Source organism: Stenotrophomonas geniculata (assembly GCF_034508895.1).
Classification (GTDB): Bacteria; Pseudomonadota; Gammaproteobacteria; order Xanthomonadales; family Xanthomonadaceae; genus Stenotrophomonas; species Stenotrophomonas geniculata.
The window spans coordinates 2,738,382-2,760,328 of record NZ_CP140571.1; the positions used below are offsets into that span (position 1 = coordinate 2,738,382).

26 protein-coding genes and 1 other RNA gene are annotated in these 21,947 nt (G+C 66.8%); 13 read left to right on the top strand and 14 right to left on the bottom strand.

Translation table 11 applies throughout. The features are described 5' to 3' along the window. Positions 1 to 316 precede the first annotated feature (316 nt). Positions 317 to 1,681, top strand: a complete 1,365-nt coding sequence (gene mpl, locus RI032_RS12615; protein ID WP_019338783.1) for a UDP-N-acetylmuramate:L-alanyl-gamma-D-glutamyl-meso-diaminopimelate ligase — start codon at positions 317 to 319, stop codon at positions 1,679 to 1,681. Next, the gene (locus RI032_RS12620; protein ID WP_019338782.1) at positions 1,678 to 2,256 is read left to right on the top strand and encodes an LON peptidase substrate-binding domain-containing protein; all 579 of its coding nucleotides are present in this window, start codon (positions 1,678 to 1,680) and stop codon (positions 2,254 to 2,256) included. The genes mpl and RI032_RS12620 overlap by 4 nt, the downstream gene beginning before the upstream one ends. A 97-nt stretch (positions 2,257 to 2,353) precedes the next feature. Here RI032_RS12620 and RI032_RS12625 read toward each other — a convergent pair whose 3' ends face one another. Continuing rightward, positions 2,354 to 4,348: a bifunctional DedA family/phosphatase PAP2 family protein gene (locus RI032_RS12625; protein WP_322547087.1), complete on the bottom strand. Its 1,995-nt coding sequence runs from the start codon at positions 4,346 to 4,348 to the stop codon at positions 2,354 to 2,356. Between the two features lie 85 nt (positions 4,349 to 4,433). Between RI032_RS12625 and RI032_RS12630 the strand changes: the two genes are divergently transcribed. The 3 genes from RI032_RS12630 (at position 4,434) to RI032_RS12640 (ending at position 6,114) form a co-directional block, all read left to right on the top strand. Continuing rightward, on the top strand, positions 4,434 to 5,096 hold the full coding sequence (locus tag RI032_RS12630; protein WP_107380352.1) for a serine/threonine-protein kinase: 663 nt from the start codon (positions 4,434 to 4,436) through the stop codon (positions 5,094 to 5,096). Positions 5,097 to 5,110: 14 nt separating this feature from the next. Further along, on the top strand, positions 5,111 to 5,599 hold the full coding sequence (locus RI032_RS12635) for a DUF2867 domain-containing protein (RefSeq protein WP_425603798.1): 489 nt from the start codon (positions 5,111 to 5,113) through the stop codon (positions 5,597 to 5,599). Positions 5,600 to 5,751: 152 nt separating this feature from the next. Then, on the top strand, positions 5,752 to 6,114 hold the full coding sequence (locus RI032_RS12640; RefSeq protein WP_019338778.1) for a DUF4288 domain-containing protein: 363 nt from the start codon (positions 5,752 to 5,754) through the stop codon (positions 6,112 to 6,114). A 45-nt stretch (positions 6,115 to 6,159) separates the two neighbouring features. Here RI032_RS12640 and RI032_RS12645 read toward each other — a convergent pair whose 3' ends face one another. Then, complete coding sequence (locus RI032_RS12645) at positions 6,160 to 6,843, bottom strand: hypothetical protein (protein WP_049412063.1); 684 nt, start codon at positions 6,841 to 6,843, stop codon at positions 6,160 to 6,162. A 108-nt stretch (positions 6,844 to 6,951) separates the two neighbouring features. Between RI032_RS12645 and RI032_RS12650 the strand changes: the two genes are divergently transcribed. From RI032_RS12650 to RI032_RS12660, 3 genes are all read left to right on the top strand, one after another. Next, positions 6,952 to 7,770, top strand: a complete 819-nt coding sequence (locus RI032_RS12650) for an SDR family oxidoreductase (RefSeq protein ID WP_049412060.1) — start codon at positions 6,952 to 6,954, stop codon at positions 7,768 to 7,770. 93 nt (positions 7,771 to 7,863) lie between these two features. Beyond that, a complete protein-coding gene (locus RI032_RS12655; protein ID WP_010484013.1) occupies positions 7,864 to 8,856 on the top strand; it encodes a YiiG family protein in 993 nt (330 codons plus the stop codon). A gap of 17 nt (positions 8,857 to 8,873) precedes the next feature. Then, a complete protein-coding gene (locus tag RI032_RS12660; protein WP_322547089.1) occupies positions 8,874 to 9,839 on the top strand; it encodes a YiiG family protein in 966 nt (321 codons plus the stop codon). A 64-nt stretch (positions 9,840 to 9,903) separates the two neighbouring features. Here RI032_RS12660 and RI032_RS12665 read toward each other — a convergent pair whose 3' ends face one another. Next, complete coding sequence (locus tag RI032_RS12665) at positions 9,904 to 10,776, bottom strand: ion transporter (protein ID WP_054172451.1); 873 nt, start codon at positions 10,774 to 10,776, stop codon at positions 9,904 to 9,906. 63 nt (positions 10,777 to 10,839) lie between these two features. Here RI032_RS12665 and RI032_RS12670 point away from each other — a divergent pair, with 63 nt between their 5' ends. After that, the gene (locus tag RI032_RS12670) at positions 10,840 to 12,066 is read left to right on the top strand and encodes an acetylornithine transaminase (RefSeq protein WP_010484016.1); all 1,227 of its coding nucleotides are present in this window, start codon (positions 10,840 to 10,842) and stop codon (positions 12,064 to 12,066) included. Positions 12,067 to 12,159: 93 nt separating this feature from the next. Here RI032_RS12670 and RI032_RS12675 read toward each other — a convergent pair whose 3' ends face one another. Continuing rightward, a complete protein-coding gene (locus RI032_RS12675) occupies positions 12,160 to 12,762 on the bottom strand; it encodes an HAD-IA family hydrolase (RefSeq protein WP_019338773.1) in 603 nt (200 codons plus the stop codon). A 123-nt stretch (positions 12,763 to 12,885) separates the two neighbouring features. On the opposite strand from RI032_RS12675, the gene azu reads away from it, so the two are divergent. Further along, the gene (azu, locus tag RI032_RS12680; protein WP_019338772.1) at positions 12,886 to 13,335 is read left to right on the top strand and encodes an azurin; all 450 of its coding nucleotides are present in this window, start codon (positions 12,886 to 12,888) and stop codon (positions 13,333 to 13,335) included. Between the two features lie 69 nt (positions 13,336 to 13,404). Here the strand turns inward: azu and hemL are convergent, their stop codons facing one another. Beyond that, the gene (hemL, locus tag RI032_RS12685; RefSeq protein WP_322547090.1) at positions 13,405 to 14,694 is read right to left on the bottom strand and encodes a glutamate-1-semialdehyde 2,1-aminomutase; all 1,290 of its coding nucleotides are present in this window, start codon (positions 14,692 to 14,694) and stop codon (positions 13,405 to 13,407) included. A 16-nt stretch (positions 14,695 to 14,710) separates the two neighbouring features. After that, positions 14,711 to 15,337, bottom strand: a complete 627-nt coding sequence (gene thiE, locus RI032_RS12690; protein WP_100446658.1) for a thiamine phosphate synthase — start codon at positions 15,335 to 15,337, stop codon at positions 14,711 to 14,713. 34 nt (positions 15,338 to 15,371) lie between these two features. Here thiE and RI032_RS12695 point away from each other — a divergent pair, with 34 nt between their 5' ends. Continuing rightward, a complete protein-coding gene (locus tag RI032_RS12695) occupies positions 15,372 to 15,596 on the top strand; it encodes a rubredoxin (protein ID WP_014038358.1) in 225 nt (74 codons plus the stop codon). A gap of 78 nt (positions 15,597 to 15,674) precedes the next feature. Here the strand turns inward: RI032_RS12695 and RI032_RS12700 are convergent, their stop codons facing one another. The 8 genes from RI032_RS12700 to RI032_RS12735 all read right to left on the bottom strand — a co-directional run bounded on the left by RI032_RS12700 (position 15,675) and on the right by RI032_RS12735 (position 19,788). Then, positions 15,675 to 16,520: a SirB1 family protein gene (locus RI032_RS12700; protein ID WP_010484022.1), complete on the bottom strand. Its 846-nt coding sequence runs from the start codon at positions 16,518 to 16,520 to the stop codon at positions 15,675 to 15,677. Between the two features lie 182 nt (positions 16,521 to 16,702). Further along, positions 16,703 to 17,146 (bottom strand): DUF192 domain-containing protein, encoded by a 444-nt coding sequence (locus RI032_RS12705; RefSeq protein ID WP_010484023.1) that lies wholly within the window; start codon positions 17,144 to 17,146, stop codon positions 16,703 to 16,705. A gap of 21 nt (positions 17,147 to 17,167) precedes the next feature. After that, positions 17,168 to 17,815 carry a ribose-5-phosphate isomerase RpiA gene (gene rpiA, locus RI032_RS12710; protein WP_005410902.1) on the bottom strand — a complete coding sequence of 216 codons (648 nt, stop codon included), beginning with the start codon at positions 17,813 to 17,815 and terminating at the stop codon, positions 17,168 to 17,170. Positions 17,816 to 17,837: 22 nt separating this feature from the next. Next, positions 17,838 to 18,317, bottom strand: coding sequence for an EVE domain-containing protein (locus RI032_RS12715; RefSeq protein WP_322547091.1), 480 nt, complete (start codon positions 18,315 to 18,317; stop codon positions 17,838 to 17,840). After that, positions 18,314 to 18,907, bottom strand: a complete 594-nt coding sequence (locus RI032_RS12720) for a 5-formyltetrahydrofolate cyclo-ligase (RefSeq protein WP_019338637.1) — start codon at positions 18,905 to 18,907, stop codon at positions 18,314 to 18,316. Before RI032_RS12720 ends, RI032_RS12715 begins: the two co-directional genes overlap by 4 nt. 83 nt (positions 18,908 to 18,990) lie before the next feature. Next, a non-coding RNA gene (gene ssrS / locus RI032_RS12725) (6S RNA) lies at positions 18,991 to 19,176 on the bottom strand. Between the two features lie 97 nt (positions 19,177 to 19,273). Further along, positions 19,274 to 19,570, bottom strand: a complete 297-nt coding sequence (locus RI032_RS12730; protein ID WP_010484026.1) for a cell division protein ZapA — start codon at positions 19,568 to 19,570, stop codon at positions 19,274 to 19,276. Continuing rightward, entirely contained in the window at positions 19,567 to 19,788 is a 222-nt protein-coding gene (locus RI032_RS12735; protein ID WP_005410898.1) for a TIGR02449 family protein, read from the bottom strand. Before RI032_RS12735 ends, RI032_RS12730 begins: the two co-directional genes overlap by 4 nt. A gap of 153 nt (positions 19,789 to 19,941) precedes the next feature. Between RI032_RS12735 and RI032_RS12740 the strand changes: the two genes are divergently transcribed. Both RI032_RS12740 and RI032_RS12745 read left to right on the top strand, forming a co-directional pair. After that, positions 19,942 to 20,490, top strand: coding sequence for a YecA/YgfB family protein (locus RI032_RS12740; protein ID WP_010484027.1), 549 nt, complete (start codon positions 19,942 to 19,944; stop codon positions 20,488 to 20,490). A gap of 5 nt (positions 20,491 to 20,495) precedes the next feature. Further along, entirely contained in the window at positions 20,496 to 21,818 is a 1,323-nt protein-coding gene (locus tag RI032_RS12745; RefSeq protein WP_100447161.1) for an aminopeptidase P N-terminal domain-containing protein, read from the top strand. Positions 21,819 to 21,947 lie beyond the last annotated feature (129 nt).

Below are 21,947 nucleotides of genomic sequence, written 5' to 3' on the forward strand. Positions count from 1 at the left end.
GGTGCACTGCCGGCCCTTCGGGCGCAAAAAACACAGGCCTGGTCCGCGAGGACCAGGCCTGTGTCGTTTGATAGGCGCCAGCAGAGGGCTTGCTCAGGGCCCCGCAGCATGAGCTCCCTTGGGGATGGCCTCTTGGGGAGTAGGACCGGTTCGGGTACTGCGGCTGGCAGTTCGAATTGTGTCCGGGTTCACAGAACATCGCTATCGGGAATTCCCTGACAGATGATTGGAGTTTTCTCACATCCTGTGTAGGACTTGTCTTACCCCGGATCGGACATTGGCCCTATACAGCCGTCATCGGTCACAATCCTCGGTCATGAGCAGCGTACATATCCTTGCAATCGCCGGCACCTTCATGGGCGGCGTGGCCGCCCTGGCGCGGGAACTGGGCCATACGGTCAGTGGCAGCGACCAGGCCATCTATCCGCCGATGTCGACCCAGCTCGAGCAGCTGGGTATCACCCTGGACCAGGGCTACCGCGCCGACAGCGTGCCACCGGGCACCGACGAGGTGGTGATCGGCAACGCACTCTCGCGCGGCAATGCCGCCGTTGAGGCCGTGCTCGACGCCGGCCAGCGCTACATTTCCGGTGCCCAGTGGCTGTCCGAACAGGTGCTGCCGGGCCGCGACACGCTGGCCGTGGCCGGTACCCATGGCAAGACCACCACCACCACCATCCTCACCTGGCTGCTGGAAAGCGCCGGTCGTTCTCCCGGTTTCCTGATCGGCGGCGTCGCCGAGGATTTCGGCGTCTCCGCCCGCCTGGGCCAGGGCCGCGAGTTCGTGGTCGAGGCCGACGAGTACGACACCGCCTTCTTCGACAAGCGCAGCAAGTTCGTGCACTACCGGCCGCTGGTGGCCATCCTCAACAACCTTGAATACGACCACGCCGACATCTTCCCGGACGTGGCCGCGATCCAGCGCCAGTTCCACCACCTGGTGCGCACGGTGCCGGCGCGTGGCCGACTGATCGTCAATGGCGAGGATCAGCATCTGGCCGAAGTGCTGGCGATGGGCTGCTGGACCCCGATCGAGCGCTTCGGCTTCGATCCATCGCTGGAGTGGCATGCGGAACTGCTGGCTGCCGATGGCAGCGCGTTCCGCGTGCACCACCGCGGGCAGGCACTGGGTGATGTGCAGTGGTCGTTGCTGGGCCGCCACAACGTGCTCAACGGCCTGGCGGCGCTGGCAGCCGCACATGCGGTGGGTGTCGCGCCGGCCGAGGTGATCCCGGCGCTGGCGCGCTTCCGCAGCGTCAAGCGCCGCATGGAAGTGATCGGCAGTCACGAGGGCATCACCGTCTACGACGATTTCGCCCACCACCCGACCGCAATCGCCACCACGCTGGAAGGGCTGCGCGCCAAGGTGGGCGATGCGCGCATCGTGGTCGCGATGGAGCCGCGCAGCAATTCGATGCGGCTGGGCGCACACGCGCAGGCGCTGGCCCCCTCGCTGGCGCTGGCCGATGAAGTGGTGTTCCTGCATCGCCCGGAACTGGCCTGGGATGCTGCTGCGGTGATCGCCGCAGTGCGTGGCGAAGCGCACGCGGTGCCCGATACCGACGCGCTGCTGGCGCAATTGCAGGCCAGCGCGCGCAGGGGTGACCACGTGGTGTTCATGTCCAACGGTGGCTTCGACGGCGCACCGCGCCGCTTCCTTGCCGCGCTGCAGGCCCGATGAGCGTCGACGGTTCGCTGCCGCTGTTTCCGCTGCACACCACGCTGGTGCCAGGTGCGGCGGTGGGCCTGCGCGTGTTCGAACGGCGCTACCTGGATCTGGTGCGCGACAGCGGCCGCAGTGGTGAGGGCTTTGGTGTCTGCCTGATCCTCGACGGCCAGGAAGTGGGAGCCCCGGCAACGCCGGCCGCGTATGGCGTGCAGGTACGCATCGAAGACTTCGATGTCGGCGCCGATGGCGTGCTGCAGTTGCGTCTGCGCGGCACCCGCCGTTTCCATGTCGAGCGCACCCGCGTGCGCGACAACGGGCTGGTGGTGGCCGACGTGCGCTGGTGCGAGGAAGACCCCGACGACGAACTGCGGCCGCAGCATGCGCTGCTGGCCACGGTGCTGGGGCACATCATCGAACAGGCGGGTGAAGCCTATGCACCGGCCAACCCGGCGTTGCTGGACCAGGCCAGCTGGGTCGGCTGGCGGCTGGCCGAGCTGTTGCCGCTGAGCGAGCAGCAGCGGTTGCAGCTGCTGCAGATGGACGACCCGCACCAGCGACTGCAGCAGTTGCTGGGCTGGATGCCGTAGAAGCCATCCACGCATGGCGTGGATCTACCTCCGCCGGGCATGGCCCGGCGCTACCCGTCCGTGTTCCGGTAGCGCCGGGCCATGCCCGGCGGCTCCATCACGGTGTGGTCTTCAACCGCAGCACCGGCAACCCGGTTTCGCTGTGCACATCCTCGCGCTGCGGCAGGTCCTGCACGGCGTCCTTCACAGCATTCAATGCCGGGTCGACGCCACGCAGCGGGTGCCACATGCCGATCCATTCGAAGTGGCGCTCGTAGCGCAGGGTCTGCGCGCTGCCCAGCCACAGCGGCGTGCTGCCCGGCTGCAGCTGCGCGGGCGCCGGCCACAGGCGCAGCACATAGCGCTCATCCGGCTGCGCGCCCTGGCGCACCATCAGCAGTGCTTCCACGCGGGTGTCCAGCGTGGCCGGCAGCACCGGTAGTTCGTCGGCGCCGGTGTTCTTGTCCAGCATCAGCAGCGCCTGTTGCCAGCCCGCCTGTTCCTGCCGCTTCCAGCCGCGTGCCTCCAGCTGCGCCTGCAGCGGGGCCAGCGGGCCGGCCACCTGCACGTCCAGCGGCCAGCGCTGGTCGTCGTCGAACTCGTTGCGACGCGCCGGCAGCTGCACCCAGTCGTGCTGCCACCAGGCCTGCATGTCCATCGCCTGCGGTGCCGGCAGGGTTGGCTCGAAGCGTTCCAGCTTCACCGGGATGTGGCGCGGCGCGTACCACATCGTCGCCACGGCGAAGACGCCATAGAACAGCCAGGCCACCGGTTTCACCCAGAACGAGCGGTTGAAGCGGCGGCGGTAGGCGATGCCCAGCACCAGCAGCCAGAACGTGCCGAACAGCATGCCGCCGATCACGTCGCTCAGCCAATGCGCACCCAGGTACAGGCGCGAGAAGCCGATCAGGCTGACCACGATGCCCGACACCAGGTACGGCCAGACGCGGGTGCGGCCGGGCATCTCACGCGCGATCAGCACTGCGAAGAAGCCGAAGGTGATGGTGGCCATGGTCACCGACACCGAAGGGAAGCCGAAGCCGCTGCTGGCGTCGACCGGGCGCACCACATCCACGGTGGCACCCAGCAGCATGGTCAGCGCCAGGCCGAAGGCGAGGGCGGCCAGCCAATGTGCGGCCGCCATCCAGCGCCGGCGCCAGATCAGGTAGCCCATCGCTGCAGCGGTGGCCGGCAGCAGTACCTGCCAGGCGCCCAGCGATGCCAGCGCGGCCATCGGGTAATCGGCCAGCGGATTACGCAGCGCCAGCATGGCCTGGTGCACCAGCAGGTCGATCGCCAGCGGCTCGCCGTGCGCGACCACCACGGTCAACAATGCGAACCAGCCCCAGCCCAGTACCAGCAGCATCAACGCCAACATCGCCAGCGGCACCGATTCACGGCGCTTGGGATCAAGCACGCCGACGGTATAGCGGCCCAGCGTGGGGTGGCGGTTGGACCAGTCCAGCAGGCGTGCCAGCCAGTTGTCCATGCGCGCGGCCGACCAGCGGTAGCCATACAGCACGATGGCCCAGACCAGGCCGAGGATCACCGCCAGCAGGCCGACCACCACTACCAGTCGCCCGGCCACGGCGGCCACCGCGTCATACGCCTCACCGAGGATCCAGCCCGGGGCCAGGAACAACACGGCCCAGGAGATGCTGGCGATGCCGCTGGCCTGTACATAGCGGCTGGCCGGCATCTTCATCATGCCGGCGATGGCCGGCACGAACGGGCGGATCGCGCCGACGTAGCGCGCGATCAGGATGCTTTTGAAGGCGTTGCGGCGGAACAGGTTCTCGCCGCGGTCGAGCAGCTGCGGGTAGCGGCTGAACGGCCACACGCCACGCAGCCGGTCGCCCCAGCGGCGGCCGATCCAGTAACTGATGCCGTCACCGGCGAACGCGCCCAGGGCTGCCGCCGCCACCGCGTACGGCCCGGAGATCTGGCCCAGGCCGATGAACACGCCCACCGCGAACAGCAACGGCAGCGCCGGCACGATCGCGCCGAGAATGATGACCGCATCGCAGAAGGCGATCAGAAAAATGACCGCACCCGCCAACACGGGATGAGCGGCAATCCACGCGAGGGTGGCGTCGATCCATGAAGAGTCCATTGCCCGATTATAGGGGCGTGAAGGTGACTGGTTCCCAGCCGCTTCGTGACCGTTTGCAACCAGTGCCATCGCCTAGAATGGGCCCATGCCGCATACGCCTGACGCTCAACCGCATGCTTTGAAGGCCGACAGCTTCGGCCGGATCCTCCTTGTGAAAGGGCCCGATGGCCCCTTCGTGCGCCGTGATCTGGGCGCCACGCCGCTGTGGTTGCGGCTGCCTGCGTGGTGGCTGGCCCGCCGTGAAGCCCGCGCGCTGCAGCACATTCACGGCATGGCCGACGTACCGCAGCTGCTGGCCTGGAATGGCCATCACCTGGATCGCAGCTTCATGGCCGGCGACGCCATGTACCAGCGTCCGCCGCGCGGCGACCTGGCCTGGTTCCGCGCCGCGCGCCGGCTGCTGCAGCAGCTGCATCGCAACGGCGTGGCCCACAACGATCTGGCCAAGGAAGCCAACTGGCTGGTCACTGAAGATGGACGGCCGGCGCTGATCGACTTCCAGCTGGCGGTGATCGGCAACCCTCGCTCGCGCTGGATGCGCCTGCTGGCCCGCGAGGACCTGCGCCACCTGCTCAAGCACAAGCGCATGTACTGCCGTGAATTGCTTACGCCGGTGGAGAAGCGGTTGCTCAAGCGCACCTCGTGGGTGCGCGAACTGTGGTTTGCTACCGGCAAGCCGGTCTACCGCTTCGTCACCCGCCGCATCCTGCATTGGGAAGACAACGAAGGGCAGGGGCCCAAGCCGTGAAGGCTTCGCGGATAGTGACCGGCCCGCCGAGCGCGGGCAATGTGTTGCGTGCGCAGTTGCCTGGTGCCGACTTCGTGCACGCCTGTCAGGCCACCACCCGGCGCGACGGGCGTACCTCACTGCAGGCCTACCGCGACATGGCGGCGACCATTCCCGGCTGGTTCGATGGGCTGATGGCGCTGCGCAACCACGGCATGCGCCTGCTCGGCATGAAGCATCTGGGCTCGTTGCGGGCGGTGCAGGTTGTCGAAGATCCTCAACCGGGCCAGCGGCTGGGCATCTTCACCCTGCAGTCGATGGATGACGATGCCATCGTGCTGGAGGACAACGACCGCCACTTGCGTGTGCAGCTGGCCCTGCAGTGGCAGGGCGACGTGCTGGAAGTGGCGACCGTGGTGCATACGCACAACGCGTTCGGGCGCGCGTACATGCTGCCGGTTGCGCCGGTGCACCGGTTGATCGTGCCGCATCTGCTGGAGAAGCAGGTGCAGTTGTACCGGTAGATCCACGCCATGCGTGGATGCGGTCTGTGATCCGCGGGCTGCTCAACGGCTAAACGGCTCATTGCCCAGTGCCGCATGAATGTGGATTCCATCGGCAGCAGAAGGCTCGCGACATCCAGGGACAATCCGCAAGAGAATGATCGAGGTGATGCATGTGGTATTGCGCGCACGCAATTTTCTATTACGAGAGCCCAAGCCAGGGCTCGTTCCTGGTGCATGAGAACGTGTACCTGATCAGTGCCGACAACGATGAACACGCTCTTGAGAATGCAGAAGCGCTTGCTTCCGGGTATGAGGATCTGACCGGTCGCCTGGTGGGTGAAGACGGTAGGCCGTACCTTTATCGATTCGCCGGAATCCGCAAGCTGATATCTGTGGAGCCTGGTCAGGACACCGCCGAGGGGCGCCTGCACTCCGGCGTGGAGGTCACGTACTCCGTGATGGCGGTGGATACGTTGGATCAGGTGAAACGGCTTGCCCGTGGTGATGGCGTGGCAGTGCTGTACCAGGAATAGAAATGTAGAGCCGAGCATGGCTCGGCTCTACAGGGGGCGGTGGCCTTACGGCGTTGCCGGCACCACCTGCTGGCCGATGAAATTGCGCTTGGCGTCGAAGTCATAGGCGATCTGCAACTGTCCCACGTCCGGGCAGGCGTGGCAGTCGCGCAGCGGTGTGCGGTACAGCAGCCGGATGCCGCCGTTATCCAATGGCGAGGCGCCGGCCGACTGCGCCGGTGCGAACGGCGTGGCTTGCGGGTTGGCCTTCAGCAGTTCCTGCACAGTGGGGTCGGCACGCAGGGTGTCGTCCAACTGCACGGCATCCACATCGATGCGCTTGCCGCTGGCATCGACCAGACGGGTACCTTCATTGGTGTTGGCGCGGAACGGATACTCGACCGTGGCAATGCCCAGTCCTTCGTTCTCGTGCCATGCGGTCACATAGGCCAACTCGCCGCCGGTGGACAACTGCTCGGCCGCAGTGATGGCATCGGCACTGGCGCCACCGGCGCGCATCGCGTCGCGAAGGCAATCCCGGGTGGCCGCGTTCTCGCCCTGGCGGCAGGCGTTGAGGTCGCCATCCCAGACCACCGCCTCGCTCCAGCGCATCTTGCCGTCGGCGGCGGCCTTCTCCGCACTGGGCGCGTCACCGGCGGGCGGCTCCTTTCCGGGTTCCGGCGAACGGCCCTGGCAGGCGGTCAGCAGGGCAAGCCCCAGGGCAGGCAGCAACAGGCGGGAACGGCGCATGGCGTGGACCTCGTGCGTTGTCTGGAGGCCCGAGTATCGTCAAGGGCGGGTGAACTCCGCGTCGGCGCGGCATACTAGCGGCTCATTGCATACGCTGGAGTGTGGAACGTGGGCAGTCTGCAGGGCAAAACGCTTTTCATCACCGGTGCCTCGCGTGGCATCGGCCTGGCCATCGCACTGCGCGCTGCGCGCGACGGCGCCAATGTGGCCATTGCGGCCAAGTCGTCGGTGCCGAATCCGAAGCTGCCGGGCACCATCCACACCGCCGCCGAAGCGGTGACGGCTGCAGGCGGGCAGGGCCTGGCGCTGAAGTGCGACATCCGCGAGGAAGAGCAGGTGCAGGCGGCGGTGGCGGCCACGGTCGACACCTTCGGTGGCATCGACATCCTGATCAACAATGCCAGCGCCATCTGGTTGCGCGGCACGCTGGATACGCCGATGAAGCGTTTCGACCTGATGCAGCAGGTCAATTCGCGCGGCAGCTTCCTGTGCGCGCAGGCCTGCCTGCCGTACCTGCTGCAGGCGCCGAACCCGCACATCCTGACCCTGGCACCGCCGCCGAGCCTGGAGCCGAAGTGGTGGGGCGCACATACCGGCTACACGCTGGCGAAGATGGGCATGAGCTTCGTCACCCTGGGCCTGGCCGCGGAATTCGGCCCGCAGGGCGTGGCGGTGAATGCGCTGTGGCCGCGCACCGTCATCGCCACCGATGCGATCAACATGATTCCGGGCGTGGATGCGGCTGGCTGCCGCACGCCACAGATCATGGCCGATGCCGCACACGCGGTGCTGGTGCGCGAAGCGGCCGGCTTCCACGGCCGGTTCCTGATCGACGATGAAGTGCTGGCGCAGGCCGGTATTACCGATCTTTCGGGCTATGCGGTGGATCCGTCGCGCGCGCTGTTGCCGGATCTGTTCCTGGATTGATCGCGCATCGCGGGAAGAGGCCGAGGGCTGCGACCCTTGGCCTGCTGCGTTAGAATACGTGGCTGTAATCGTTTTCAACAGGGATGTGAACACATGTCACGCACTCTTTCCGTCGCGGCGCTGGCCGCTTCGTTGTCGTTGATCCTGACCGCCTGCGGTGGCAAGGCCCCCGCAGCTGCGGGCGGCGCCGCTGCCTCCGGCACGCCGGACGCCAGCGCGGCGCCGTCCGACACACAGCAGCAGTTGACCGCCAAGCTCAACGCCTACATCGGCTGCTTCAACGCGCTGGATTCGAAGACCCACGGCAGCATCCAGTCCTACACGCGCTGGATCAAGGACGTCGACGCTGGCCCGACCGGGCGCGAGACGCACGTGTACGGACCGTTCGAGATCAGCGATTACGACATGAAGCAGTGCGACGCTCCGGTGACCGGGGCGATCGCTGCCAAGCCGGCGCTGGCCGAACTCGATGCTGCTGCAGGCCATTACCAGCAGGCGCTGAAGGCGCTGGTGCCGGTCAGCAAGGACGCGCACGACTACTACGATCGCCAGGACTACGAAGACGACCAGTTTGCCAAGGGCAAGCAGCTGCACGCGCCCTTGATGGCCGCCTTCAAGGATTTCGTGGCTGCAAGCGAAAGGTTCAATGCCGAGCTGGAGCGCCAGAACGACGCCGCCCAGCGCGAGCAGCTCAAGGCGCTGGAGCAGGCTGAGGGGCGCACGCGCGAGTACTACCGTCTGGCGATGATGCTGGAGGCCAAGGCCATCATGGATCTGATGAGCGAGGATGATTTCGATCAGGCCAAGGCCCGCGAACGCCTGGATGCCTTCAACCGCATTTCCGATGAAGCGCACGCCAAGGTTGCCGACCAGGAGCCGGGCAAGTCGGACTGGGAAGGCTTCGAACGTGGTGCCGAGAATTTCCGGCGCGAAGGCAAGGAGCGGCTGCAGCGCGTCAGTGAGAAAAAGCCTTACACCGATTTCGAACGACGCATGCTTGATTCGCCGTCGATGGCGCCGCGCGGTTCGGCCAGCAAGCTGATGCAGGAATACAACTCGCTCGTTTTCCAGAGCAACCGCCAGTGACCGGCGCGCCAGTACTCATGCGAGAGACCATGACGACGTCCTGTCTGCGTATCGCGCCGCTGCTGCTGATCGGCGCTGTGGCGGGCCTGAGCGGCTGCAACAAATCGGCAGGGCTGCCGGTGGCCGACCCCGGCCTGGAGAAGGTGAACGCCTACATCGAGTGCTACAACGGCGTTGAACAGCCCATCCACGAGGGCTTCCAGGCCTACACCAGCTGGATGAAGGACCCCGAAGCCGGCCCGACCGGCAAGGAAGCGCAGCCGCGTTCGCCCGGAAAGGTGCTGTCGCACCGCGTGGAGTACTGCGGCCAGCCACTGACCGACGCGCTGGCGAAGACCCCGGCACTGCCGATGGATGGCCCCGCGCGTGACTATCAGCAGGCATTCCAGGCATTGAACACCCTGGTCGAGCGTGCCGATGGCTACTTCACCCGCGAGGACTATCGCCGTGATGGCGGTGAAGGGATGCGCAGCCAGCATGCCCCGTTGATGCAGGCCTACGCCGATTTCTTCAAGGCCAGCGAAGCGATGGATGTGGCGCTGGAAAAGAACGAGAACGATCGCCGTGCCGCGCAGCTGAAGCAGATCGAGGAAAGCGAAGGGCGTTCGCTGGCCTACTACCACCTTCGCCTGCTGGGCGATGGCAAGCAACTGGCCACCGCGTTCCAGCACGACGCACCGGACGTTGCAGCGTTGCGCGCGCAGCTGGCTGACTATCAGGCTCTGGTGACGGAAATCCAGAATGGCGGTGTCGGCAAGGACGACCCGATGTGGGGCCACGTGCAGCGTTCGGCGGACAAGCTGGTGCGTACCGCGGGACGCGGCGTCGAGCGTCTGGAGCAGCACAAGCCGATCACCGCCGAAGCGCTGGCGGCAGAGCGGAAGGCGTCGGGCAGTTGGCTTACCACCGACCCGGAAGGGGCGCAGTCAACGATCCTCGCCGCATACAACGATCTGGTGACCACCAGCAACCGCATGCGATGAGCAACGGCGCACGCATCCCTGCGTAAGCGCCCAGGGTAGTGCCGGCCGCTGGCCGGCATGTGCCTCAATGGTTGAACGCATCCGGCAGCTTGCCACCGCACTTGCGGCAGTGCAGTGCATCCGGCTCATGGCCTTCCAGCCCGCAGTCCGGGCAGCCACGCGCATCGCGGCGCGCGGCCTGTTCGGCCTCGCGCATGGTGCTGGCCAGTTCGGCGGTGTAGATGCCGGTGGGCACGGCGATGATGCTGTAGCCGATCAGGATCAGCACCGAGGTGACGAAGCGGCCGAGCACGGTCTGCGGCACGATGTCACCGAAGCCGACCGTGGCCATGGTCACCACCGCCCAGTACATGCTGGCCGGGATATTGGTGAAGCCGTGTTCGGGGCCCTCGATCACGTACATCAGCGCACCGGCGATGATGGTGATGGTGATCACCGTGAACAGGAACACCAGCACCTTGCGCCGGCTGCGCCACAGCGACGTCATCAACACGCCGCTTTCTTCGATGTAGCGGGTCAGCTTGAGGATGCGGAACACGCGCAGGATGCGCAGTGCGCGCACCACCAGCAGGCTCTGCGCGCCGGGGATGAACATCGACAGGTAGGCGGGCAGGATCGACAGCAGGTCGATGATGCCCCAGATGCTCACCGCATACCGCAGCGGGCGCTTGACCACCGCCAGCCGCAGCAGGTACTCGGCGGTGAAGATGATCGTGAAGCCCCATTCCAGGATGTACAGGCCGGTGGACCATTCGGCGTGCAGGTGCTGCACGCTGTCGATCATCACCACCAGGATGCTGGCGACGATTGCCACCACCAGGATCAGGTCGAAATTGCGCGAAGGGCGGGTGTCGTGGCGGTAGATGATGTCGAACCACCGGCGGCGCCAGCCGGTCTCGGTGGCGGGGTTCAGCTGGGGGGCGGAAAACGGTCGCATGGGCGCATTGTGCCGCAGGGGTTCCGGCGCGAGAATGGGGATTCCTGAATCCTGCCGACTGCCATGACCGCCGCTACCGATCCGCTGATCTCCCTTTCGCACTATTACCTGCCGGTCTACAAGCCCCGCCAGGTGGTACTGGAGCGAGGCCAGGGCGCCCGCGTGTGGGACAGCCAGGGCCGTGAGTTCATCGACCTGGCCGCCGGCATCGCCGTGTGCGGCCTGGGCCACAACGACCCGGACCTGGTGGCCGCGCTGGTCGAACAGGCCGGCAAGCTCTGGCATACCAGCAACGTGTTCTACAGCGCGCCGCCGCTGCACCTGGCCGAGGAGCTGGTGAAGGCCAGCCGCTTCGCCGAGCGCGTGTTCCTGTGCAATTCCGGCGCCGAAGCCAATGAAGTGGCGATCAAGATGGTCCGCAAGTGGGCCTCCAGCCAGGGCCGCCCGGCCGACAAGCGGGTGATCATCACCTTCCGCGGCAGCTTCCACGGTCGCACCATGGGCGCAGTGACCGCGACTGCCCAGCCGAAGTACCAGGAAGGCTACGAGCCGCTGCCCGGTGGCTTCCGCTACATCGATTTCAACGATGAGGTGCAGCTGGAAACTGCGATGGCCGCCGGTGACGTGGCAGCGGTGATGCTGGAGCCGATCCAGGGCGAGGGCGGCGTGATGCCGGCCAAGTCCGGTTTCCTCAAGCGCGTGCGCGAGCTGTGCGACCAGCACAACGCGCTGCTGGTGCTGGATGAGATCCAGGCCGGCATGGGCCGCACCGGCACGCTGTTCGCGCACTGGCAGGACGACGTGGTGCCGGACATGGTCACCCTGGCCAAGGCGCTGGGTGGCGGCTTCCCGATCGGTGCGATGCTGGCCGGCCCGAAGGTGGCCGAAACCATGCAGTTCGGTGCGCACGGCACCACCTTCGGTGGCAACCCGTTGGCCGCTGCGGTCGCACGCGTTGCGCTGCGCAAGCTGGCCTCTGCGGAGATCGCCGCCAATGTCAGCCGCCAGTCGAAGGCGCTGCGCGATGGCTTTGCGCGCATCAACGAAGAATTCGGCGTGTTCAGCGACGTGCGTGGCCGTGGCCTGATGCTGGGCGCGGTGCTGAGCAAGGACTTTGCCGGCCAGGCCGGTGCGATCCTCGACCACGCCGCCGAGCAGGGCCTGCTGACCCTGCAGGCCGGCCCGGACGTGCTGCGCTTCGTGCCGTCGCTGAACATCACCGACGAAGAAGTGGCCGAAGGCCTCAAGCGCCTGCGCGCAGCGATTGCTGCGTTCATTGCCGCGCGCTGAAGCCTGCAGGGGCATCTGTAGAGCCGAGCCTACGCTCGGCTCATCGCGATGTCAGGCAACAGGAGCCGAGCATGGGCTCGGCTCTACAGCGCGTCACGCGATCCGATAGCGCTTCAACACCTTGCCCAATCCCCGGCCATCGCGCACGGTTTCCGCGTGCAGGCCGGCAGCGCGTGCGCCGCGCACATTGGCGAACAGGTCATCAATGAACAGCGTGTGCGAAGGCGCCACGCCGAGTACCTCAAGCGTGCGCAGGAAGACTTCCGGTGCGGGTTTGCGCAGGCCGAAACCGGCGCTGCAGAACACGCGCTCCCGCAGGGCCGGGAACAGTTCCGGCAGCAGGGTGGGCAAGGCCTGCTGCATCAGCGCGCCGTTGTTGGTCAGCACCGCCATCGGCAGCTGTAGGGCCTGCAGCCGCTGCAGCACGGCAGCCTGCGGATGGCTGGCGGCCCGCCGCGCCGCGGTCCATGCAGCCACATCGACAGTCGTGCCCAGACGCTCCCCCAGCTGCGCCAGATAGGCCGGGCCATCCAGCGTGCCATTGTCATGCGCCGCTTCCAGTCCGCTGTCATACAGCGCGGCCTGCACGGCCTGCGCCGGAACCTGCAGCGCCTGGGCCAGGTGCAGCACGCGTTGCGCGCGCTGGTACTGCACCAGCACGCCATCCACATCCAACAGCAACAGATCGATACGCATCGGCCGAGCATGCCATTGCAGTGAACACTCGGGAAACCCTGGAGCAGCCATGCGACAGACGGTCGCAGACGCGGCCACAGGGGCCTGCCTAGAATGGCGCTTGAATCCGCAGGAGATGCAACGATGAAGGCTTGGAGGGTGGCAGTGGGAGTGGGCGCGCTGATGCTGGCGCCGTCGGCGATGGCGCGGGTGTGTGCGGTGAGCATCGACAGCACCGACCAGATGAGCTTCAGCAGCCGCGAGATCAAGGTCGCCGCCGACTGCACCGCCGTGGACCTGACCCTGCGCCACACCGGCAAGCTGGCCACTACCGCGATGGGCCACAACTGGGTGCTGACCCGCACCGCCGACTATCAGCCGGTGGCGATGGCGGGCATGCGCATGACCCTGGCCGACAGCTACCTGCCGAAGGCCGACAAGCGCGTGCTGGCGCACACCAAGGTGATCGGCGGTGGTGAGACCACGCGTGTGCGTTTCTCTACCCAGGGCCTGCAGAAGGGCGGTGACTACACCTTCTTCTGCTCGTTCCCCGGCCACTTCGCGATGATGAAGGGCAAGTTCGTCTTCGGTTGAAAAAAGGGGACGGAGCGGATCAAGTCGTTTGTACACAAACGACTTGATCCGCTCCGTCCCTTTTTGCGATCAGCCCTTGGCGGCCTTGAACGCCACGCGTGCAGCGGCCAGCGTTGCTTCGATCACGGCATCGTCGTGCGCGCTGGACAGGAAGCCGGCCTCGTACGCAGACGGTGCCAGGAACACGCCCTGGTCCAGCATTGCGTGGAAGAAGCGGTTGAACGCCGGAATGTCACAGGCGGTGGCCTGTGCATAGGTCTCCACCTTCTCGTTGGTGAAGAACAGCCCGAACATCGCGCCCACGCGGGTGGTGGTCACGGCCACGCCGGCTTCGGCGGCGGCGGCTTCCAGGCCGGCGCACAGGCGCGCCGTGCGCTCGGCCAGGTCGGCGTGGAAACCCGGCTGCTGGATCAGGTCCAGCATCGCCAGGCCAGCGGCCATCGCCACCGGATTGCCGCTCAGCGTACCGGCCTGGTAGATCGGGCCGGCCGGGGCGATCTGCTGCATCAGCTCGCGACGACCGCCGTAGGCGCCCACCGGCATGCCGCCGCCGATGATCTTGCCGAAGGTGGTCAGGTCCGGGGTGATGCCGTAGTGCGCCTGCGCACCGCCGAGGGCGACGCGGAAGCCGGTCATCACTTCATCGAAGATCAGCAGCGCGCCATGCTTCGTGCACAGTTCGCGCAGGTGCTGCAGGTACCCCTCGCGCGGCGGGATGCAGTTGGCGTTGCCGACCACCGGTTCGATGATCAGGCCGGCGATGTCGTCACCCTGCTGTTCGAACAGCGCGGTGGCGGCTTCGAAATCGTTGTAGGGCAGGGTCAGGGTCAGCTCGCTGAGGCCGGCCGGGACGCCCGGCGAGGTCGGCACGCCCAGGGTCAGCATGCCACTGCCGGCCTTGACCAGGAACGAGTCGCCGTGGCCGTGGTAGCAGCCTTCGAACTTGACGATGCGGTTGCGGCCGGTGGCGCCACGCGCCAGCCGGATCGCCGACAGCGTGGCCTCGGTGCCGGAGTTGACCATGCGCACCATCTCGCACGACGGCACCAGCCGGGTGATGGTTTCGGCCATGGTCACTTCGGCCGCGCACGGCGCACCGAACGACAGCCCGTTGTTGATCGCCTTCTTCACCGCCTGGCGCACCGCCGGGTGGTTGTGGCCGACGATCATCGGGCCCCAGGAACCGACGTAGTCGATGTAGCGGTTGCCGTCGACGTCGTACAGGTAGGCGCCGTCGGCGCGTTCGACGAAGAACGGCTCGCCGCCGACCGACTTGAACGCGCGCACCGGCGAATTGACGCCGCCCGGCAGCAGCTGCTGGGCGCGGGAGAACAGGGCGTGGGACTGGTCGTGGTTCATGGGGCTTTCCTGGGCGTTACGCGAACTGGGCGAGGTAGGCGCGCTGGGTCGCGACCGGGTCCTGCGCGGCGTAAATGCCGCTGACCACGGCCACCAGGTCGGCGCCGGCGTCGATGATGGGACCGACATTGTCCGGCGTCAGCCCGCCGATCGCCACCCGCGGCACGCCCAGTGCGGCGCTTTGCCGCAGCAGGTCGGTATGGGCGCGGCTGGTGGTGATCTTGGTGGTGGTCGGGAAGAACGCGCCGAAGGCCACGTAGCTGGCGCCGGCAGCCACGGCCTTCTCGGCATTGGCCAACTGGTCGTAGCAGGAGGCGCCGATGATGGCGTCGGGGCCGAGCAGGGCGCGCGCGCTGGGGATGTCACCGTCGGTGCCGCCCAGGTGCACGCCGGCCGCGCCCACGGCCTTGGCCAGCGCCGGGTCGTCGTTGATGATCAGCGGCACGCCGCGCTCCGCGCACAGCGCCTGCAGGGCGGTGGCCTGTTCCTGCCGCAGCGCGTCGTTGGCGGTCTTGTTGCGGTACTGCAGCCAGGTGGCGCCAGCGGCCAGCAGCGGCGCGGTACGGGCCAGCAGGTGCGCGGTATCGGGCTCGTCCGGGGTGATCAGGTAGACGCCGCGGGGCGCCGGGGAAGCAGAAGTCATCGATGGCTACCGGTGCGTGGGCCGCGATGGGACAATGGCGGCCCGTGAATCCAGCCCTGATTATCCGATGAGCGATGCCACCCCCACCACCTTGCGCACCTGGATGTGCGTGGTCTGCGGCTTCCTTTACAGCGAAGCGGAAGGCTTGCCGGAGGAGGGCATCGCGCCGGGGACGCGCTGGGAGGACATCCCCGAGACCTGGACCTGCCCCGATTGCGGGGTGACCAAGGCCGATTTCGAGATGGTTGAAGTCGATTGACCGGTAGGGCCTGCAGGCCCTTCTGTGGGTGCGGACCGTTGGGGTGGGTGTGGACCGTTGGTCCACACACCGACTCCCTCAATGCAGCCGCGGCACAGGCCCGCCCAGGTCGATCAGCTTCTCACGCAGCCACTGCGCATCGCTGGCCTCGGGATTGCGCTTCAGGTACTGCCCCAGGTCGTGGCGGGCACCGGCCAGATATTCCAGCTGCAGATAGGCCAGGCCGCGATCCCGCAGCGCGTCGTCCTGCTCCGGGGCCAGCTTCAGCAGGCGATCTGCACTGCGTGCAGCGCGGTCCCACTCGCCGGCCTCGGCATACACGCCATGCAGGTTACGCAGCATGCGCATCAGGATCGCGCGCGCCGGCGCCGGGTCAAGGATCTGCGCCAGCACCTGGTCGTCCGGCATCTGCCCACCCAAGTGTGATTTGGCCCGCTCGCGCAGTTCGTCCACGTCCAACGGGCGGCCACCGTTGAACGGGTCCATCACCAGCACGCCGTCGTCCACCGGCAGGCGCACCAGGAAGTGGCCGGGGAAGGACACGCCATCGAGCGGAATGCCCAGCCGGCGCGCGACTTCCATCTGCACCAGCGCCAGTGAGATCGGGTTGCCCAGGCGCCGCTCGAATACCTGGTTGAGGTAGCTGTTGCGCGGGTCGTAGTACTCGTCGTGGTCGCCGCTGTAGCCCAGCTCGTCGAACAGGTGGCGGTTGATCGCTGCCATCTTCAGCGGGCTGTTGTCGATGCTGTCCACTTCCGAGCGGAGGTGGTCGACATGGCTCTGGATCAACGCGTCGTAGGTGGACGGCTGCAGATCGGGGTATTCATCGCGCGCGATCAGCAGTGCGGTCGGCAACAGTGGCAGCGCCTCGTCTTCGAGGTCGGCCAGTGCATCCCAGTCGGGGAGAGAGATCCGGTCCTGCATGACCACAGACTGGCGACATTTGCAGGCGGTTTCAAGCGGTGCCGCGTGAAAAAGTCACGGCCTGGGGCGATGGGTTTCCGGTGGGTGTGGACCTTGGTCCACACCACAGCCAGCCAGCGCGCGGAAAGTCAGTGCCGACCAAGGTCGGCGCCTACCGCTCCTCCTCAACGCAGGGCGAGGATCTACTCGATGCCCGGGCCGAAGGTCAGCGCGGTGCCGTCCTTCAGCTTCAGCTTCTCGGCCTGGCCCGCATTGAGCTCCAGCACGTACCGGGCCGGGCCACCGCTGGGATACGGCGGGCACATGTCGCCGGCCGAGCACGGCGGAACGTCGCGCTGCTGGCTGACCAGCCTGCGCTCGCTGTCGAAGTACAGGATGTCCAGCGCGATCTTCGTGTTCTTCATCCAGTACGCCTGCATTTCCTCGCGGTCGTGGATGAACAGCATGCCGTGGTCGGCGGCCATCTGGTCGCGGAACATCAACCCGCGCGCGCGGGTTTCATCGTTGGTGGCCAGCTCGACCTGGTAGCGGGCGCCATCCAGCTCGACCCAATGGCGGGCCGCATCGGTGGCGCAGCCGGCCAGGGCCAGCAGCGGAAGCATCAGCAGCGAACGCAACAGCGACATCGTCAGGATCCTTCGAAAGGGTCAGAGCACGACCGGCGGCTCGCCGCCGACGATCACCACATCGGCGCGACGGCGCGCGAACAGGCCGACGCAGACCACGCCCGGCAGCTGGTTGAGCTCGCGCTCCAGCTTTTCCGGATCGGTGATCTGCAGGTTGTGGATGTCCAGGATCTGGTTGCCGTTGTCGGTGACCACGCCTTCGCGCCAGGTCGGCTGGCCGCCGGTCATGTCGCGGATCTGGCGGGCGACCAGGCTGCGCGCCATCGGGATCACTTCCACCGGCAGCGGGAATCTGCCCAGCACCGGCACCTGCTTGCTCGGGTCGATGATGCAGATGAAGCGCTCGCTGGCCTCGGCGATGATCTTCTCGCGGGTCAGCGCGGCACCGCCGCCCTTGATCAGGCACTTGTTGGCGTCGCACTCATCGGCGCCGTCCACGTACAGCGACAGGTTGCCGCTATGGTTCAGCTCGATCACCTCGATGCCGTGCTGCTTCAGGCGCGCGGTGCTCTGCTCGGAGCTGGATACGGCGCCCTTGATGCGGTGCTGGATGCGGGCCAGGGCATCGATGAAATAGGCCACGGTGGAACCGGTGCCGACACCGACGATCATGCCGTCTTCTACGTACTCGATGGCTTTCTCGGCGGCCAGGCGCTTGGCTTCGGACATGGGAGAACTCTCAGGCAGGGAATCAGGATTTCTTTTCCAGCGACAGCAGCAGCTTCCACTGCGCGGCCGTCACCGGGAACACCGACAGGCGGTTGCCCTTGGCAACCAGCGGGAAGCCTTCGCCGAGCTCATCAGCGTGCTGCTTGATCTCGTCCAGCGCGATCACCTGCTTGAGCTTGCGGTCGAAGGCCACGTCCACCAGCATCCAGCGCGGGTTCTCGCGCGTGCTCTTGGGGTCGTGGTAGTCGGATTTCGGATCGAACTGGGTGTCGTCCGGGTAGGCCGTGCTGGCCACCGTGGCCAGGCCGACGATGCCCGGCACCTTGGTATTGGAGTGGTAGAACAGGATGCCGTCGCCCACCTGCATGCCATCGCGCATGAAGTTGCGCGCCTGGTAGTTGCGCACCCCGTTCCAGGGTTCGACCTTGACCTTGGCCAGGTCATCGATGGAGAAGGCGTCCGGTTCGGACTTCATCAGCCAGTAGCGCTTGCGGGCGGTCATGCGTTCACGGGGGCAGCGGAGGGGAACAGGGTGCCGTCTTCGGTGCAGATCGCATCCACCGGCACGTCCCACGACGCCACCGGCAAGGACTCGACCTGCTGCACCGCAAACGCAGCACCGACCAGCCAGGGCGGCGCCGGCCGATCGTGGCGGAAGGCGAAGCTGCGATCATACCAGCCGCCCCCCATGCCCAGCCGCCGGCACTGCGCGTCGAAACCCACCAGCGGGGTCACTACCAGCGCCATCTGCGCCGGTTCCAGGGTGTCTTCCACCGCCACGTCCGGTTCGGGAATGCCGTAGCGGTTGCTGGTCAGCGGCTGCCCCGGCCGCCACGGTGCGAAGCGCAGCACCTCACCGGCCAGCACCGGCAGGCAGTAGGTGAGGCCTTCGGGCAGTTGCAGCTGCCAGCGGTGCAGGGCGATTTCGCCATCCAGCGCCCAGTAGCCAGCCACGGCGCCTTCGCGCGGGGCGAACGGCAGCGCCAGCAGGGCATCGGCAAGGGATTCGGCGGCGGCGATGCGCTCAGCGGCGGAAAGGTCACGGCGGCGTTGCCGCAGGTCGTGGCGCAGGGCCTGGCGCGGGTCGGTCATGGCAGCGTGCGGCAAGGATCAGCCGTCATTGTGCCGCAAAGAACAAGGGCGACGCCCGAAGACGCCGCCCTTGCTGGAATATTGCATTCTCCGCAATGTCGATGCATGCGAAACGACCTTGAACCCGGGGGCTCAAGTGGGAACGCTGGAGAACCATCGGGCTTCCCGCTACAAGGCGGACCTGCACTCCCGGCGCTGTCGCGCTCCCGGTGTCGTTCTTAAGGGACAAGGCGAATGTTTGCACATGCCGTCGAGTACCGCAGAGAACGCGTGGCCATTATAGCCAGCACGCAGGATCTGGATAGGCCGTTCGTCGGCAACAGTCCGTGCCAATTCAGATATGAGAAGACGCGTTGTGCACGACCTTCAGGCGTTGCCGTCGATGGCGCGGTCCAGACGCCGGTTCAGGTCGGCCAGCGTCTGCTGCAGGGCCACCGCCTGGCGGGCGTTTTCGTCGCGCAGCAGCTGCAGTTCGTGGGCCAGGTTCAACGCGGCCAGCACGGCGACGCGATCGACCGCGGCCATGCGGTTGCTGCCGCGGATCTCGCGCATGCGCGCATCCAGCAGGCGCGCGGCGGCCATCAGGCTGTCGCGTTCATCGCCGCCGACGCCCACGGTGTATTCACGATCGAGGATGCGGACACTGACCGGTTCGGCGCTCATGTGTGCTGCTCCAGGGATTTGAGCCGGCTGATCATTGCTTCCACCCGCGAACGTGCCTGCTCATTCTTGGCCAGCAGCGTCGAGCGCTCGGCCACCAGCTGTTCCTGCTGGTGGCGCAGGCTGCGGTTCTCCTCGGCCAGGCGCTGGTTGCGTTCAAGCAACGCTTCCACGCGGGCGGCGAAGTCCTGCAGCTGGGCAAGGGGATCAGCGGGTTCCATACGGGCACGATAGGCAAGCCGGGTAAGGGCGGTCAAGCGTTGTCGCAGCAAGGCTGGACGGCTGCGGAGAGGATGCCGTCGGGTTGCTACACTACGGGGTCTCACGGGCGCGCGCGTGCGCGCCCCGGGTTTCCTTTCCGAACGAGCCGCACGATGACCGAACTTCCCTCCGTCGACGACGTTACCCGCGCCAGCCAGGAACTGGGCCTGGGCGCCACCGCTGCCGAGCTGCACGGCGCGCTGTGTGGCTGGCTGGCCGCCGGCGGCGCCCCCGGCAACGACTGGCCGGCGCGCGTGCTGGCCGACGACAACCTGCCGCCGGTGGCCGCCGACAGCGTGTTGGGGCAGCTGCTGCAGGCCACCATCAAGCAGCTGGAAGACCGTGACTTCGCCTTCGAACTGCTGCTGACCGATAACGATGACGTGTCCGCGCAGGCCGATGCCATGTTCAGCTGGACCCGCTCGTTCCTGGGCGGCTTCGGTCTGGGCAGTGGTGGCAACCGGCCAGCCCTGTCCGAAGAGGGCGAGGAAGCGCTGACCGACATGGCCAGCCTGGCCCGCGCCTCCAGCGAGGATTTCGAGGCCGGCGGCGATGATGACGACGAAGCCCTGTCGGAGATCGAGGAATTCATCCGCGTGGCGGTGCTGCTGCTGCACGGTGACGTGGTGCTGGCCTCGCGCCATCGGCAGCGCCTGAACTGATGGACATCAAGCAGCGCACCGGCATCGCGGCCGGCGAATACAAGCGTCGTCGCCGCCAGCTGATGGACATGGCCGGCGAGGACGCGATCCTGGTACTGCCGGCCGCAGCCGAGAAGGTGCGCAGCCTCGATACCCATTATCCGTTCCGCCAGGATTCGGACTTCCAGTACCTGAGCGGCTTCCCGGAGCCGGAAGCGGTGCTGGTGCTGATTCCGGGCCGCCGCCACGGCGAGGCCATCCTGTTCTGCCGCGAGCGTGATGCCGAGCGCGAGGCCTGGGACGGCAGCCGCGCCGGCCAGGAAGGCGCGGTGGCGCAGTACGGCATGGACGATGCCTACCCGATCGACGATCTGGACGACATCCTGCCGGGCCTGCTGGAAGGGCGCTCGCGCGTCTACTACCACTTCGGCCGCGATGCCGACTTCGACCTGAAGCTGATCGGCTGGGTCAACCGCGTGCGTTCGCAGGTGCGCCACGGCGCGCAGCCACCGCATGAGTTTCTGGAGCTGGGCCACCTGCTGCACGAGCAGCGCCTGTTCAAGTCGGGTGCGGAAGTCGCGTTGATGCACCACGCCGCGCAGATCAGCGTGCGTGCGCATCTGGCTGCGATGCAGGTGGCCAAGGCGGGTATCCACGAATACGAACTGCAGGCCGAGCTGGAGCGTGTGTTCCGCGCCAACGATGCCGTGCCGGCGTACTGCAGCATCGTCGGCGCCGGCCGCAACGGCTGCATCCTGCATTACCGCGACAACAACGCGCGTTCGCGCGATGGTGAGCTGGTGCTGATCGATGCCGGTGCCGAATACCGCGGCTACGCCAGCGACATCACCCGCACCTTCCCGGTGAATGGCCGCTTCAATGCCGAGCAGCGTGCACTGCACGACCTGGTCGGCGATGCGCAGGCCGCTGCGTTGGCCCAGGCCAAGCCGGGCGTGCCGTATGAGGCTGGCCACCTGGCGGCGGTACAGACCCTGACCGAAGGCCTGCTGCGGCTGGGCCTGTTGAAGGGCACGCTGGAAAAGAACCTGTCCGAGGGCCTGTACCAGCGTTTCTACCGGCACAAGACCGGGCACTGGATCGGATTGGACGTGCACGATGTAGGCGATTACCGCCTCGCCGGTGATTCACGCCTGCTGGAGCCGGGCATGGCGTTCACCATCGAGCCGGGGCTGTACATCGGCGTGGACGACACGACGGTGGAGCCGCGCTGGCGCGGCATCGGCATCCGTACCGAGGACGACGTGCTCATTACCGATGACGGACATCGTGTGCTGACCGAAGGCCTGGCGCGCAGCGCCGACGAGATCGAAGCGGTGATGGCGGGGTAAAGGGGGGCTCTGCAGGGCTTGCAGCCCTGCACCCGCAGACGCAACAGCTGGAGCAACAGCAACAGCGGGCTAGCCGTGGGATGGCGGGGCACTGTGGGTTTGCGGGGACGCCGTGAATCCGTCCGTGGA

What these genes read in the sequence shown, in the direction of transcription:
- RI032_RS12740 (WP_010484027.1), top strand. Translation starts at nt 19,942, where the DNA reads ATGACCGAACTTCCCTCCGTCGACGACGTTACCCGCGCCAGCCAGGAA.
- RI032_RS12625 (WP_322547087.1), bottom strand. Translation starts at nt 4,348, where the DNA reads ATGGACTCTTCATGGATCGACGCCACCCTCGCGTGGATTGCCGCTCAT.
- RI032_RS12700 (WP_010484022.1), bottom strand. Translation starts at nt 16,520, where the DNA reads ATGCAGGACCGGATCTCTCTCCCCGACTGGGATGCACTGGCCGACCTC.
- thiE (WP_100446658.1), bottom strand. Translation starts at nt 15,337, where the DNA reads ATGACTTCTGCTTCCCCGGCGCCCCGCGGCGTCTACCTGATCACCCCG.
- RI032_RS12675 (WP_019338773.1), bottom strand. Translation starts at nt 12,762, where the DNA reads ATGCGTATCGATCTGTTGCTGTTGGATGTGGATGGCGTGCTGGTGCAG.
- RI032_RS12730 (WP_010484026.1), bottom strand. Translation starts at nt 19,570, where the DNA reads ATGAGCGCCGAACCGGTCAGTGTCCGCATCCTCGATCGTGAATACACC.
- azu (WP_019338772.1), top strand. Translation starts at nt 12,886, where the DNA reads ATGAAGGCTTGGAGGGTGGCAGTGGGAGTGGGCGCGCTGATGCTGGCG.
- RI032_RS12660 (WP_322547089.1), top strand. Translation starts at nt 8,874, where the DNA reads ATGCGAGAGACCATGACGACGTCCTGTCTGCGTATCGCGCCGCTGCTG.
- RI032_RS12720 (WP_019338637.1), bottom strand. Translation starts at nt 18,907, where the DNA reads ATGACCGACCCGCGCCAGGCCCTGCGCCACGACCTGCGGCAACGCCGC.
- RI032_RS12705 (WP_010484023.1), bottom strand. Translation starts at nt 17,146, where the DNA reads ATGTCGCTGTTGCGTTCGCTGCTGATGCTTCCGCTGCTGGCCCTGGCC.
- RI032_RS12715 (WP_322547091.1), bottom strand. Translation starts at nt 18,317, where the DNA reads ATGACCGCCCGCAAGCGCTACTGGCTGATGAAGTCCGAACCGGACGCC.
- hemL (WP_322547090.1), bottom strand. Translation starts at nt 14,694, where the DNA reads ATGAACCACGACCAGTCCCACGCCCTGTTCTCCCGCGCCCAGCAGCTG.
- RI032_RS12645 (WP_049412063.1), bottom strand. Translation starts at nt 6,843, where the DNA reads ATGCGCCGTTCCCGCCTGTTGCTGCCTGCCCTGGGGCTTGCCCTGCTG.
- RI032_RS12665 (WP_054172451.1), bottom strand. Translation starts at nt 10,776, where the DNA reads ATGCGACCGTTTTCCGCCCCCCAGCTGAACCCCGCCACCGAGACCGGC.
- RI032_RS12630 (WP_107380352.1), top strand. Translation starts at nt 4,434, where the DNA reads ATGCCGCATACGCCTGACGCTCAACCGCATGCTTTGAAGGCCGACAGC.
- RI032_RS12620 (WP_019338782.1), top strand. Translation starts at nt 1,678, where the DNA reads ATGAGCGTCGACGGTTCGCTGCCGCTGTTTCCGCTGCACACCACGCTG.
- RI032_RS12735 (WP_005410898.1), bottom strand. Translation starts at nt 19,788, where the DNA reads ATGGAACCCGCTGATCCCCTTGCCCAGCTGCAGGACTTCGCCGCCCGC.
- rpiA (WP_005410902.1), bottom strand. Translation starts at nt 17,815, where the DNA reads ATGTCCGAAGCCAAGCGCCTGGCCGCCGAGAAAGCCATCGAGTACGTA.
- RI032_RS12655 (WP_010484013.1), top strand. Translation starts at nt 7,864, where the DNA reads ATGTCACGCACTCTTTCCGTCGCGGCGCTGGCCGCTTCGTTGTCGTTG.
- mpl (WP_019338783.1), top strand. Translation starts at nt 317, where the DNA reads ATGAGCAGCGTACATATCCTTGCAATCGCCGGCACCTTCATGGGCGGC.
- RI032_RS12695 (WP_014038358.1), top strand. Translation starts at nt 15,372, where the DNA reads ATGGCGGCCCGTGAATCCAGCCCTGATTATCCGATGAGCGATGCCACC.
- RI032_RS12640 (WP_019338778.1), top strand. Translation starts at nt 5,752, where the DNA reads ATGTGGTATTGCGCGCACGCAATTTTCTATTACGAGAGCCCAAGCCAG.
- RI032_RS12670 (WP_010484016.1), top strand. Translation starts at nt 10,840, where the DNA reads ATGACCGCCGCTACCGATCCGCTGATCTCCCTTTCGCACTATTACCTG.